The organism is Clostridium rectalis, assembly GCF_900626095.1.
Taxonomy (GTDB): Bacteria; Bacillota; Clostridia; order Clostridiales; family Clostridiaceae; genus Clostridium_AS; species Clostridium_AS rectalis.
The window spans coordinates 13,594-28,526 of the sequence record NZ_UYZZ01000008.1 but is presented as its reverse complement, the minus strand read 5'-3'; the positions used below and the strand labels follow the sequence as shown (position 1 = coordinate 28,526).

Below are 14,933 nucleotides of genomic sequence, written 5' to 3'. Positions count from 1 at the left end.
TAAAATAGGATTTGTACTAATCAGTCAGTTTTATAATTTCATTTTATATAAGGAGGAAAAAACCAATGAAGAATACTTTAAAAGTATTTAAAAGGGATATGTTAAGTATGATAAAGAATCCTGTGGCTTTAATAGTGGTTATAGGAATATGTGTTATTCCTTCCCTTTATGCATGGGTTAATATAAAGGCATGCTGGGATCCATATGAAAATACAAGTACTATCCCAATAGCAGTTGTAAATAATGATAAGGGAGTAACTTTTAATAATAAAGAGTTAAATATAGGTAATGATGTTATAAAAAAATTAAAAGACAATCATAATATTGGATGGAAGTTTGTTAATTCTAAACAAGCTGAACTTGGAGTTATAGACGGAACATATTATGCTACTATAGAAATTCCAGAAAACTTTTCTTGTGATTTAACAAGTTTAATATCAGACAAGCCTAAAAAGCCAGAAATATTATATAAAGTGGATACTAAAACTAACCCTGTGGCAACTAAAATTGCAGGGGCAGCTAAGACTACATTAGTTGATGAAATAACAACTAATTTTATATCCACAGTTAATGAAACAGTATTTGATTCTTTTAATGAAATGGGAGAAAATTTACAGGACAAGGAAGATAAAATAATTAAAGTAAAAGATTCTATAATAAAAGCAGATGAAAATATGGATATTATACTTGCTGCATTAAATAATGTTAATAGTAATTCCGAAAATTTATCTAATTATTTATTAGAACTTAAATCTACTATTCCAGACATGATAAAGAGTATTAATACACTTAGTGATAATAAAAAGAATAGCAAAGGCTTTTTAATAAATACTCAGGATACCTTAAATAATGCCTTTTTAAATGCAGATTTTAATTTTAAAGAGATTGAAAGTTCCACAGAGAAAATACAAAATTTACTAAAAGACTTAGCTATATCAGGTAGTGATAATTCTAGTATAAATATAAATAGTACATTATCTAAAATAAAAAGAGAGATAGATTTTGTTAACACTCGTATTAATAGATTAGTGGTGTTTTTTCAGAATATAAATGATCTTCATCCTAGTAAACCTGTTTCTCAAATAATAGTGAATTTAAAAAATATCATGGATAATCTAAATAAAGAAAAGGATAGCTTAGATAAATTACAACAGCAAGTTGGAAGTACAAATGAGGTTAACAAGGATTTAATTAATACTATTAGTAGTAATATATTTAACATTCATAAGGATGTGGAATCAGAAATTAAAAATTATAATTTAAAAGCTAGACCTGAGCTAAATAATATAGTAAATAATCTTATAAAAGCAACAGATGATGCTTCTAAGCTTATAGATTTATCTGGAGGATTAGTTAATCAAATAGATGAATTATTATCATCAGGGGCAGAAGGAAGTGAATTAGCTTCAGATATATCTAAAAAATTATATGATAGATTAACAGAATATAAAGAAGTAATAGGAAAAATTAGTGAACGATTAAAAATGGTGGATAATAAAGATTTGGTAAAAATAATATCAATACTTCAAAGCAATCCACAATTTATGGGAGATTTTATATCAAGTCCGTTTAATTTAAAGGAAGAACCTATTTATGCTATACCTAATTATGGATCAGCCATGACGCCTGTTTATACTGTGCTTGCTCTTTGGGTTGGAGGACTAATTTTAACCTCAGTATTAAGGACTGATGTGGTAGATTTTAAAGGAAGTAAAAATATAACTATAAGACAAAAATATTTTGGAAAAATGTTAACGTTCATTACATTTGCATTGATACAAGGACTTGTAGTAGCTGTAGGTAATAAACTTATTTTAGGAGTATATACGGTAAATACTTTTTTGATGATTCTATTTTCTCTAATAACAGCATTTACTTTTTCAATAATAATATATAGTTGCGTTGCATTATTAGGAAATGTAGGTAAAGCTTTAGCCATAGTACTAATGATAGTACAACTTGCGGGTAGTGGCGGAACTTATCCAATACAAGTTGATCCTATGATATTTAGAATACTTCAGCCATTTTTTCCATTTACCTATGCTATTGGTGGGTTTAGGGAGGCTATAGCAGGACCACTTATATCTAGTGTTGTATTAGACTTGGTAGTATTAATTGTACAGGCTTTTATATTCATACTAATAGGATATTTCTTAAAATCACCATTACATCATAAGGTAAGTAAGTTTGAAGCCAAGTTTAAAGAATCAGGCATATCAGAGTAAAGGAGGTAATAGCATGAAAAAGATTTTAAAAGTTTTGGCACATGATTTAAAAAATATTATTAAAAATCCAGTGGCATTATTTATAGTAACAGGATTATGTATCCTTCCTTCATTGTATGCATGGATTAACATAAAAGCATGTTGGGATCCTTACTCAAATACGGGTAATTTGCCTGTGGCTGTAGTTAATAAGGATGAGGGTGCACTATTTAATGGTAAATCTATTAATGTTGGTAATGAGGTTGTAGAGTCTCTTAAGAAAAATAAAAATATTGGATGGAAATTTATTGATGAGTGGCAAGCAAATAACGGATTAAATGAAGGTAAGTACTATGCAATGATAGAAATACCCTCTAATTTTTCAAAGGGACTTGTTAGTTTAGCAAGTACAGATCCCCAAAAACCAAACATAATTTATAAAGCTAATGAAAAGGCTAATGCAATAGCTACAAAAATAACAAATGCGGCAAAGGAAAGTGTTGCAAGGGAAATAAAAACTAATTTTGTAGATGCAGTAAATGAGAAGGCTTTTGAAAAATTAAATACAATGGGGGAAGAGTTACAAACTCATAAACCCGAAATATTACAATTAAATGATATTTTAAATAGCTCTATTAATCAGTTAGATAAAGTGAAAAATTATATAAATACAGCTAATAATGATTCAGTTAATTTACAGGATTATCTTAAAAAAGTTCAAAATGATTTGCCAAAAGTTACAGAGCAGATAAATACTCTTCAAAAAGCAACTTATGCAAGTAAAAATCTTATTATGTCAACAGAGCAAACAGTAACTTCTTTAGGTGGTAATATAAATAGTGATATTATGGAAATTGAAACAACTAATAGAAAAGTCCAAAATTTAATTAAAGAGTTAAAAAAATTAAATGAAGGTGTAGGGGATTCAGCACAAATAATAAAGGATGCAGAATCTATAGAGAATTTGCTTAGTATGATGGACAATATAATAGATTCAAGGATTAAAATATTAGAAGCCCTTAATGACTTGAAATCTAGTAGTAGCATTTCGGAATTTATAGATGCATTAAGAAATTTAAAAAAGGCTATAAAGGATGCAAAAGATACAGCAGGTAATATAAGTTCCTCTGAGAAAAATGAAACTGTAGATAAAAAAAGTATAAATGAAATGCTAGATAGATTATCAGATATAAGTAGTGAAATTTCAAAGCAAGTTACTAATATTTCAAGTACACTTTATAAAACACTTATACCTACTCTTAATAGTATGGGAGATGGGTTAAATACGGGATTAACTAATGCGGATGGAGTTTTGGATAGTATAAAAGTTATAGTTCCTAAGTTGAATGCATTGTCTAAATTTGGAGTAGCAACTAGCTCAATGGCTGCTGATGAAGGAAATAGACTAAGTGAAAAACTTACAACTTTTCAAAATGATTTAGCCCAATTAACTGATAAGACAAAGGATTTAACAGAAGAAAATTTAAATGGAATATTAAATATGATGGAAAAAAATCCAGATGAAATGGCTTCCTTTATATCTTCTCCTATAAAATTAAATGAACAAGAGGTTTATGATGCAGGTATTTTTGGGGTTGGATTAACTCCATTTTATACAGTACTTGCAATTTGGGTAGGGGCTTTATTATCCTGTGCATTATTAACTGTAGAATGTGAAGAAGAGTTTAAAATGAAAGAAAAGATAAATATATGGCATGAACATTTTGGAAAGATGTTATTATTTTTAGGTATAGTAATAATACAGGCTATTATTGTTACACTAGGGGATGTGTATATACTAGGGGTAAAGGCAGCAGACTTTAGGCTTATGATATATTTATCTGTGGTGACAGCTATTACCTTTACAATTATAATTTACACATTAGTTTCAATGTTTGGAAATGTAGGAAAAGCTATAGCAGTAATAATAATGGTATTTCAAATTGCTGGTGCAGGTGGGATATACCCTATACAGACTAACCCAGAAATATTTGGGGAAATGCAATTTTTATGGCCATTTACTTATGCAATAAATGGATTTAGAGAAGCTATTGCAGGTCCTATATGGGAGAGTGTAAATAAAAATATATATACACTATGCATTTTTTCTGTGGGATTTTTATTGTTAACAATTTTAAAAAGACCAATTCATAAGTTATCTCATGCTATGGATCATAAATTTAGGGAATCTGGACTTTAATCAATTTTAAATAAAAAGCAAGCATAATTAACAAATAATTATGCTTGCTTTTTATATTATATTTGAATTAAATTAGGAGTAGGCACAAAAAAGTATTATTTTAAATATTAGTTTGTTAACATATTTACTGTGTTGTATTAAAAGTTTATGCAAAACAGTTGTAATTAAAATAAAATTTCTTTTATTAATGGCAAGGTAAATTATGCATACACTTAATGCTGTCATGATTTTTTAATTTATTAAGTATACTAATTAGTGAAGAAATATGAAATAAGAATAGAATAACTAATTTTAAGGATTTACTAAGGAAAACTATAGTTATAATTTTTCATGTATATTTTATTTAAAGTATTATAGTAATAAAATGAAGTGAAGAAGGTGATAAATATTATAATTAATAGCTTCATGTATAAGGGAGGAGGTAATAGAAATGACTACAGGTACATCAAATCAGGGAAGTGGAATGAAAAAAACATTATCATTGTGGAATTTTTTTACTATAGGTTTTGGAGCAATCATAGGTACAGGGTGGGTTTTATTAGTAGGAGATTGGATGATTATAGGGGGAGGACCCACTGCCGCAATTATAGCATTTTTAATAGGAGCTATATTTTTATTGCCTATTGGGGCAGTATTTGGAGAGCTTACTTCCGCCATACCAGTTTCGGGAGGTATAGTGGAATATGTTTATCGTACTTTTGGTAATAATGCATCATATTTTACTGGATGGTTTCTTGCTTTGGGAAATGGTATTCTTTGTCCGTGGGAGGCTATAGCTATATCCTCATTGGTAGGAGAATTTATTCCTTCACTTAAAATAATTCCATTATATGAAATTATGGGGGCTACAGTATATCTTCCTCCATTACTTATTTCACTTGTATTTGCTCTTTATGTTATCCGTTTGAATTTCAAAGGGGCTTCTTCTGCTGCAAAATTACAAGGCTTTCTTACAAAGCTATTACTTGCAGGAATGGTAATAGCCATGGTGATTTCATTAGTAAAAGGAGGACCTGAGAATTTGAAGCCTATATACGAGCCTAAATCCACAGCATCAGGCTCTATTTGGATGGGTATTTTACCTGTACTTGTTATGACACCATTTTTTTATGCAGGATTTGATACTATACCACAACAAGCAGAAGAGGCAGCAGAAGGGTTAGATTGGAATAAATTTGGTAAGGTTATTAGTTTGGCATTAATTTCAGCGGGTATATTTTACGTTATTTGTATATATTCTTTTGGTACTATAGTCTCATGGAAGGAATTTGTTAAATATGATATACCTGCATTAACTATTTTATCTGTAATTGGGCTTAGAGTTTTTTCTAAAATTATGATGTGTATTGCTATATTAGGGCCTTTAGGACCCATGAATTCTTTTTTTGGAGCAACCACTAGAATTTTACTTGCTATGGGACGTAAAGGGCAATTACCAGAAAAATTTACAAAGCTAGATAAGAAGAACAAGACTCCAAAAGCTGCTAATATTTTAATGGCTATATTAACTTTTATAGGACCATTTTTGGGTAAAAATATGTTAGTTCCTCTTACCAATGTAAGTTCACTTGCATTTATTTTTGCATGTTTTATGGTTAGTGCAGCTTGTTTACGTATGAGAAGAACAGAACCAAATATAAAAAGACCGTACAAAGTTTTTGGAGGGAAGATTGGAATAGTTTTAGCGTGTATATCATCTTCTATAATTATAGGCTTATTAGTTATCCCTACAAGTCCTGCTTCTTTGAACTTAGTTGAATGGCTTGTTGTATTTGTATGGTTCTTAATCGGACTTACATTTATGATTATTAGAGGAAAAAAAGTAAAGATTATAAATAATATTTACCGATAGAAGTTTAGGTAAGTATTTATAATATAAATTTATAATATTAAGGGGGGAATGTTATGAATAAAGTTGCATTTGTGGGAGGATTATTAATTGATGGTACAGGGAAAAATCCTATAGGAGATTCAGTACTACTAGTTCATGATAAAAAAATAGAATATGCAGGAGAGAAAATAAATGTGGGAGAAGATTATGAGATTATAGATATAATGGGAAAAACTATAATGCCTGGTTTAATTGATAGTCATCTTCATTTTAGTGGAAATAGAACAGATAATGATTCTGAGTGGGTATTAGACCCGGTGATACAAAAGACTATAGTAGCGGTGACCCAAGCACAAGAGGCATTAGAAAGCGGTTTGACATCTGTTGGTGAAATATCACGTTCAGGTATATATATTCGTGATATGATTGAGGAAGGGTTAATTAAAGGACCCCGTGTAGTTACATCTGGTCTAGGATTTTGTAGAACTGGGGGACATGGGGATTCCCACAAATTACCTTTAGAATATAATGATTATTCTCATCCTTGGGCTGAAAGGGTAGACGGACCATGGGAACTTAGAAAAGCTATTAGAAGAAGAATTCGTGAAAATCCAGATGCAATAAAAATTTGGTCTACAGGCGGTGGAATTTGGAGACACGACGCTAAAGCAGACTCCCACTATTGTATGGAAGAAATTCAGGCAGTAGTGGATGAATGTAATATGGTAGGACTTCCGGTTTGGTCACATGCAGAAGGGTACGAGGGAGCACTTAATTCATGTAAAGCTGGGGTATCTGCAATTATTCATGGACAAGAATTGAATGAAGAATGTCTTGAATTAATGAAGGAAAAGGATATTACATTTTGTCCCACATTACAATTTTTTTATGAATGGTTTACTGTATATGAACCACCATATAGGGCCATTTTAGACAATTACCCAGGCAATAATACTGCGGAAAAAGAGCTTAATAGAATAGTTGGCAATTTACAAAATGCAAATAAAAAAGGAATTAGGATTACAGTGGGTTCAGATTCATTTTGTAGTAGTTTAACACCATATGGGAAATATGCTATTACTGAGATGTATACACTTAATAAGGCTGGATTAACGGAAATGGAAACTATTTTAGCTGCTACTAAAAATGGTGCAGAAATGCTTAGAATAGACGATATTACAGGTACTTTAGAAAATGGGAAATTTGCGGACATACTTGTTTTAGCATCAAACCCTTTAGATGATATTCATAATATTTCCACTGATAATATGGAATTTATTATGAAAGAAGGAGAATTTGTTAAAAGAGACTAATAAATATAAAGACTGTTGATAAAATGTGTCAACAGTCTTTTTTTTATATTATTAATTTACAAAATTAGACTTTTATATTGACAATGGTAAATCTTGATGATAAAATCAAATCTGAACAATGTGTAAATATTTTATAACAACATACTAACCAGGACGAATATTACTTAAAATATAAAATGCAAAAGATAAGGAGAATTTAAATGAAGAAAAAGTGGTGTTATATTTTACTTATTCCAGGGCTTTCAATTATTTTGTTTTTTCTAGTATTACCTATAATAAATAGTATTTTACCTACTTTCGTAGTAAGGGACAAGATAGGCTTATTGCAATATAGTAGTTTTTTAAAAGACGAATATTTTATGCAAATTTTTTATAGAACTATCAAAATATCATTACTAGCTTCTTTGTTTTGTATGATTTTTGGGGTACCTGTTGCATATTTTATTTCAAGGAGTTCTCAGAAACTAAGAGGTTTATTGATAGCTTGTACTGTATTTCCAATGTTAACAAATTCTGTAGTAAGAGCATTTGCTTGGATGAATATATTGGGAAAAAACGGACTGATAAATAAGTTATTAATGTCACTAAATTTAATAAAAGAGCCTTATAAACTGCTTTATACGGAATCGGCCATATTAATAGGAACAGTGTATTTATTTTTACCTTTAATGATTGTATCCTTAGTTGGTGTTATGGAAAATATAGATAATGATTTGTTAGAAGCTGCAGAAAGTCTTGGTGCAAATAAAGTAAAAGCTTTTTTCAAAGTTGTATTTCCTTTAAGTATTCCAGGTCTCATTGTGGGAACAGTTCTTGTATTCACAGGATCACTAACTGCATATACTACACCTCAACTTTTAGGTGGAAATTCAAACATGGTTTTATCTACTTTAATCTATCAAAAGACTATTAGTCTTGGGGATTGGAGTGGAGCAGCAGTGGTAGCAACAGTAATGATTATAACTACTCTTTTGGTAATAGAAACTATTAATAAATTGGCATCAAAACTAAACGAAAGAGGTGTGTAATATGAAAAAAAATAAATTTTTAGTTATATTTTCTATATTAGTTTACATATTTTTATTTGCACCATTAATTATAATTGCGGTTACTGCTTTTGGAGGGGAAAGCTACATAGCATTTCCGCCTAAAAATATCAGTTTAAAGTGGTTTATTAATATATTTAATTCACAAACATTTATGGAGACATTAAAAACTAGTATGGAAATATCCCTTATTGCTACAATATTTGCACTGGTAATAGGAGTGCCTGCTGCTTATTCATTAAGTAGATTTAATTTTAGAGGAAAGATTATTTTGAAAAATTTCTTTTTTTCTCCAGTTATTATACCTGGCATAGTGGTGGGGTTTTCCCTATTTCAATTTATGATAATAAAGCTAAAGTTACCTATATATATAAGTTTACTAATTGGGCATACCATAGTAATTATTCCATATATAATAAGGGTTATTGCATCAAGTCTTGAAGGTTTTGATTATGCTATTGAAGAGGCTGCTATGAGCTTAGGAGCTTCCAGGGTGGAAACTTTTTTAAAGATAGTATTTCCAAATATTACTTCAGGAGTTATAGCGGCTTTTATGTTGGCTTTTATTAATTCTTTTAATAATGTGCCAGTATCAATATTTTTAACAGGACCAGGGATTAGTACCTTACCAATAAGTATGATGAGCTATGTAGAATACAATTATGATCCTACAGTATCTGCACTTTCTGTTCTATTAATGGTTATGACTGTTATTGTAATGTTTATAGTAGAAAAAACTTTAGGATTAAGTTATTTTTCAAAGTAATATATGGAGGTAGAAAATGGAGTTAATTAATTTATCTGATATAACAGTATCTTATGATGGTAAAAATAATATTTTAGAAAAGTTGAATTTAAAAATTAAAGAAGGAGAACTAGTATCTCTTCTTGGTCCTAGTGGATGTGGAAAGACTACCACACTTAGAGTAGTAGCTGGTTTCATAGAGCCTACATCGGGGAAATTTATTTTTGACAATGAAGATTATACTAAAATACCTGTACATAAGAGAAATTTTGGATTAGTATTTCAAAGCTATGCATTATTCCCTCATTTAAATGTTTTTGATAATGTGGCTTTTGGATTAAAGATGAGAAAAATAGATAAAAAATTAATTGAAGAAGAAGTATTTAAAATTTTAGATATAGTAGACATGAAAAATTTTGCTAAAAGATATCCAAGGGAACTTTCAGGAGGACAAAGACAAAGAGTGGCTATAGGGAGAGCATTAATAGTACAACCCAAATTATTACTTTTAGATGAGCCTTTAAGTAATCTTGATGCAAAATTAAGGTTGCAAATGAGAGTAGAAATAAGAAAATTACAACAGAAATTAGGAATAACAACTTTATTTGTTACCCATGATCAAGAGGAATGCTTTTCTATATCTGATAAGGTAGCAGTTATGAATAAAGGATTAATAGAACAGTTTGATACTCCAGAAAATATTTATTCTAATCCTAGTACAGAGTTTGTTGCAAGATTTGTAGGGTTTGAAAATTTTATAGATTTATTTTTAATTGGAGAAAACATATATGAAGGAAAAGGTGAAAATAAATTTAAAGTAGATACATTAATAAAAAAAGAAGGGAATATAAAAGGAACTATTAGACCAGAGGATATTCAAATTATAAGGGATGATAAAAAAGAAAATGCAATAGATGGTGTTGTTGAAATAAGAACTTATTTGGGAAAATCTTATCAATACAATATAAGTACATCCCTTGGAACATTGATCATAAATGATTTTAATGATGAAGTTTATAAAAAAGGGGACAAAGTAAAACTTTACCTGCCACCAAATAAAATAGTGTTAGTTTAAATTTAGGAGGTTAAATTATGAAAAAAAGAATTATATCACTATCTTTAGTTTTAACTACGGTGTTAACTTTTGCTGGTTGTAGATTAACGGGGAATAAAGAAGAAGGTAAAAGCGGAGAAAAAAGATTAGTTATATCTACATGGGGATTGAATGAGGATAAGCTTAAAGAAAATGTTTTTAAACCTTTTGAAGAACAACATAATGTAAAAATAATTTTAGAGACAGGCAATAATTCAGAAAGATTAACTAAGCTGAAAAGTAATACCAATTCAGAAGTAGATATTATGTATCTTGCAGAAGCTTTCTCACAGGAAGGTATAGAGGCTGGATTGTTTCACAAGATAGATTATAGTAAGATCTCAAACTCAGAAAAGTTAAATTTCAAAGCAAAATCTATAATTGAAAGTGGATATGGTCCTTACTATACACTAAATAAGGTAGCAATAGCATATAATCCAAAGAAAACTGGATTTGTTATAAAATCATGGAAGGATTTATGGAGACCAGAATTAAAGGGGAAAATCGCAATACCGGATATAACAACTACTTTTGGACCTGCTATGATTTATATAGGGGGTATTAAGGCAGGATCCGACATAAAGAAGGATAAGGGACAAGCTGCCTTAAAAGAGTTAGAAGCATTAAAGCCCAATATAGTTAAGACATATAGTAAATCTTCAGATTTAACTAATATGTTTTCAAGTGGAGAGATTGCAGTAGCGGTAACAGCGGATTTTGTGTATGCAAATATAAGTAAAGTTGCACCAGAAGTAATATATATAAATCCAGAAGAAGGAGCTTTTTTAAATTTTAATACAATAAATGTATCTAAAAATTCAAAGAATAAAGATTTAGCATTAGAATTTATTAATTATGCTTTAAGTGAAGAAGTTCAAAGTAAAACAGCTAAATCACTCGGGGAATCACCTGTTAATGTAGATGTAAAACTTACAAAAGAGGAAAGCAAAAATTTAACTTATGGAGATATTATAGAGAAATCAAATACTATAGATTATAAATTTGTTAATTCATTAATGAAGGATTGGATTGACAAATGGAATAGAATATTAAATTAATAAAAAGTACTTTTTAATAGGAAAGATTTAAAAGGAAAGGGGATGAATAAATGGTAGTAGATTTACTTATTAAAAATATTAATGTATACAATGTTTATATGAAAAAATTTATAAAGGAAGATTTAACGGTATTAAATGAAAGATTTTTTTATGTGGGAAATTTTCATAAAGGCATTTTAAAACCCAAAAAAATAATAGATGGTAATGGAAAATATTTAATTCCCGGTTTAATTGATATTCATATGCATATTGAAAGTTCTATGACTACTCCATTTCAATTTTCTCAGGCAGTTATTCCACAGGGGGTCACCACTATTGTGGCTGATCCTCATGAAATTGCTAATGTATTTGGAATTGATGGAATAAAGGCTTTTATGGATAGTGATAAGGAAATAGGTCTAGATATATTTTATGGAATTCCAAGCTCAGTACCCTCTACTTCATCTAAACTTGAAACTACAGGTGGTATTATAAGAAAAGAGGAAGCAACTGAGCTTTTAAATTATGATAAAATTCAATGCTTAGGGGAAGTGATGAATTTTAAGGACTTAATTGAAGATGAGACTTCAAATATAAATAGTATAATAGAAGAGATAAAGGTAAAAAGACCATATATTCCTTTGGAAGGGCATTGTCCTAAAATACAAGGTGTAGATCTAGCTATGTATATATATAGAGGAATACATGGAGATCATACGGAGCAGACTAAAGATTCATTAAAGGAAAAAATAAAAAATGGAATGTTTATAGAAATCCAAGAAAAATCTTTAACACAGGAAAATATAGATTTTTTAATGGAAAATAATTTATATGAGCATTTTTGCTTTGTTACAGATGATGTGATGGCTGATACGTTACTAAATGGTCATTTAAACAAGTTAGTTAAAAAGGCTATCAAAATGGGGATGAAAGTTGAAAACGCTATATATGCAGCTACATATACTCCAGCTAAACAAATGGGATTTAAGGATAGGGGAGCAATTTCTCCTGGTAAAATTGCAGATTTTATTATATTATCAGATTTGTTTGATTTTAAAATTGAGAAAGTATATAAAAAAGGGAAAGTTTTATATGATGGACATATATCATATAAAGATAAAAAGGAAAGTTTTCCAAATAATTTTTATAATAGTGTAAAACTAGATAATTTAATAAATGAGGATTTTAAAATATTAGCGCCTATAAGAAATGGAAAAGTAAAATGTAGGGTAATACAGGTGAAAAATAAAACTACTTTTACAGAAGAAAAAGAGGTTTTAATAGAGGTTAACAATGGAATTTTAAATTGGGAAAAATCTTCTTGTTGTTTAATTGGTGTTTTTGAAAGATATGGTAAAAATAATGGTAAAGCTTTTGGGTTAGTTAAAGGAGATATAATAAAGGATGGAGCTATTGCCACTACATGGGCTCACGATCATCACAATTTAATGGTCATGGGAAGAAATGTACAGGATATGGTTATAGCAGCCAATAATATTATAAAAAATTCTGGTGGATATTGTGCTGTAAAGGATAATAAAGTATTAGCATCCATAAAACTTCCTATTGCTGGAATTATATCTGAAGAAAGAATTGATGTTTTAAGTTACAAACTTAAGAATTTAAGAAATGCAATAAAAAAATTAGGATATAATCACAAAAATGAAATTATGTCTTTTAGTACATTGTCATTGCCTGTAAGTCCTAGTATTAAAATTACGGATAAAGGACTTATAAGAGTAAAAACCCAAGAAATATTATCCATGTTTTGTGAAAATTAATTAATAGGGAGATTGATATGTTTAATATATTAATAAAAAATGTCACAATCATAACTATGAATGAGAAAAGTGAAATAATCGAAAATGGAGTTGTAGTAATAAAAGATGGGGAAATAATAGATATAGGAAATAGTGAATTAGAAGACATATATGATAAGTTTTATATTATAGATGGTAACAATGGTATACTTATGCCAGGGATGATTAATTGCCATAGTCATGTATCTATGGTGGCTTTTAGAAGCCTTGCAGATGATGCGCCTGATAGATTAAAAAAATACATTTTTCCTCTTGAGAAAAATGTAGTGGATAAAGAGTTAGTATATATTGGTGCAAGATATGGAATATGTGAAATGCTTCTTTCAGGGGTTACAACATTTTGTGATATGTATTATTATGAATCTGAGGTAGCCAAAGCAGCAAAAAGGTTAGGTATAAGAGGGGTTTTAGGTGAAACAATTGTGGACTTTCCTTCCCCGGATTCAAAAGAACCTTTTGGTGGATTAAAGTATTGTGAAGAATTTATAAAAAAATGGCAGGGAGATGAGTTAATTACTCCAGCAATAGCTCCCCATGCACCTTATACTAATGATGACTTACATTTAATTAAAGCCTATAAGCTCTCAAAAAAGTATAATATACCACTTACAATGCATGTGGCAGAAATGGATTATGAATATAAAAAGTATAAAAATGAATATAACATGTCCCCTGTACAATATTTAGATAGTCTAAAAATTTTAGATAAAAACTTTATTGGTGCTCATATGGTGTTAGTAGATGATAAGGATATAGATATACTAGAAAAAAGGCAAATAGGAGTTTCACATAATATTGGAGCAAACTCGAAGGGGGCAAAAGGAGTGGCGCCTATTTTAAAAATGTGTGAAAAGAAAATAAGCATAGGACTTGGCACAGATGGGCCCATGAGTGGTAATACATTAGATATAATTACTCAAATGTCTTTAGTTGGGAAAATACAAAAGCTTTTTAATAAAGATAGGAGGGTGTTTCCTGCAAAAGATATTGTAAAGATGGCAACTATAGGAGGGGCTAAAGTTCTTAATTTAGACCATTTAGTAGGAAGTATCCAAATTGGTAAAAAAGCAGATTTAGTTATTTTAGAAACGGAATCTATTAATATGAATCCAATATATGATTATTATTCAACTATAGTATACTCAGCCAATCCATCTAATGTGGATACTGTAATAGTTAATGGTAATATTATAGTTAGAAATAAAAGGATTCTCCATGTGGATTTTAATGATATATTTAGAAGTTTAATTAAGATGAAAGAAAAAATATTAGTTGCTATTAAAGAGCTTTAAGGAGAAGTTACTAAAGAAAAAATTATATTTAAAAAGATATTATAATTAATTTATATAGTTTATATAAATACTTGTATTAATAAGGAAGTTATTAAGTTGACTAGGTATATTGAGTAATGTATAATAAAAATTATAAAATAAACTTTATGATATTAAAAAGGAGTGCTTTATGAGCGGGGTATTTTCTAAATAGATAAAAATATATATCTGAATAAATCTTTAAAATGGGTATTTTATATACCTTTATTTGGTTTGGATTTATTCAAACAATCTATGAAGATACAAAGCCACAAAGTACTTAATTTAAGTAAAATTATTTATTGTTTTACTGTTTATATTAAATAATAAGAAT

10 protein-coding genes are annotated in these 14,933 nt (G+C 29.2%); all 10 read left to right on the top strand.

Features of this window, described 5'->3' with window-relative positions:
* Positions 1 to 65 precede the first annotated feature (65 nt).
* Complete coding sequence (locus EJL03_RS12290; protein WP_125154265.1) at positions 66 to 2,225, top strand: YhgE/Pip domain-containing protein; 2,160 nt, start codon at positions 66 to 68, stop codon at positions 2,223 to 2,225.
* Between the two features lie 13 nt (positions 2,226 to 2,238).
* On the top strand, positions 2,239 to 4,404 hold the full coding sequence (locus EJL03_RS12285; RefSeq protein WP_125154264.1) for a YhgE/Pip domain-containing protein: 2,166 nt from the start codon (positions 2,239 to 2,241) through the stop codon (positions 4,402 to 4,404).
* Between the two features lie 430 nt (positions 4,405 to 4,834).
* On the top strand, positions 4,835 to 6,256 hold the full coding sequence (locus tag EJL03_RS12280; RefSeq protein ID WP_125154263.1) for an APC family permease: 1,422 nt from the start codon (positions 4,835 to 4,837) through the stop codon (positions 6,254 to 6,256).
* A 53-nt stretch (positions 6,257 to 6,309) separates the two neighbouring features.
* Complete coding sequence (locus EJL03_RS12275; protein WP_125154262.1) at positions 6,310 to 7,548, top strand: metal-dependent hydrolase family protein; 1,239 nt, start codon at positions 6,310 to 6,312, stop codon at positions 7,546 to 7,548.
* 200 nt (positions 7,549 to 7,748) lie between these two features.
* Positions 7,749 to 8,576, top strand: coding sequence for an ABC transporter permease (locus tag EJL03_RS12270; RefSeq protein ID WP_125154261.1), 828 nt, complete (start codon positions 7,749 to 7,751; stop codon positions 8,574 to 8,576).
* Position 8,577: 1 nt separating this feature from the next.
* On the top strand, positions 8,578 to 9,360 hold the full coding sequence (locus EJL03_RS12265; protein ID WP_125154260.1) for an ABC transporter permease: 783 nt from the start codon (positions 8,578 to 8,580) through the stop codon (positions 9,358 to 9,360).
* A 16-nt stretch (positions 9,361 to 9,376) separates the two neighbouring features.
* Positions 9,377 to 10,414, top strand: a complete 1,038-nt coding sequence (locus EJL03_RS12260) for an ABC transporter ATP-binding protein (RefSeq protein ID WP_125154259.1) — start codon at positions 9,377 to 9,379, stop codon at positions 10,412 to 10,414.
* Positions 10,415 to 10,431: 17 nt separating this feature from the next.
* Complete coding sequence (locus EJL03_RS12255; RefSeq protein WP_125154258.1) at positions 10,432 to 11,490, top strand: polyamine ABC transporter substrate-binding protein; 1,059 nt, start codon at positions 10,432 to 10,434, stop codon at positions 11,488 to 11,490.
* A 50-nt stretch (positions 11,491 to 11,540) separates the two neighbouring features.
* Positions 11,541 to 13,250, top strand: coding sequence for an adenine deaminase C-terminal domain-containing protein (locus EJL03_RS12250; RefSeq protein WP_125154257.1), 1,710 nt, complete (start codon positions 11,541 to 11,543; stop codon positions 13,248 to 13,250).
* Positions 13,251 to 13,267: 17 nt separating this feature from the next.
* Complete coding sequence (locus EJL03_RS12245) at positions 13,268 to 14,581, top strand: amidohydrolase (protein WP_125154256.1); 1,314 nt, start codon at positions 13,268 to 13,270, stop codon at positions 14,579 to 14,581.
* Positions 14,582 to 14,933 lie beyond the last annotated feature (352 nt).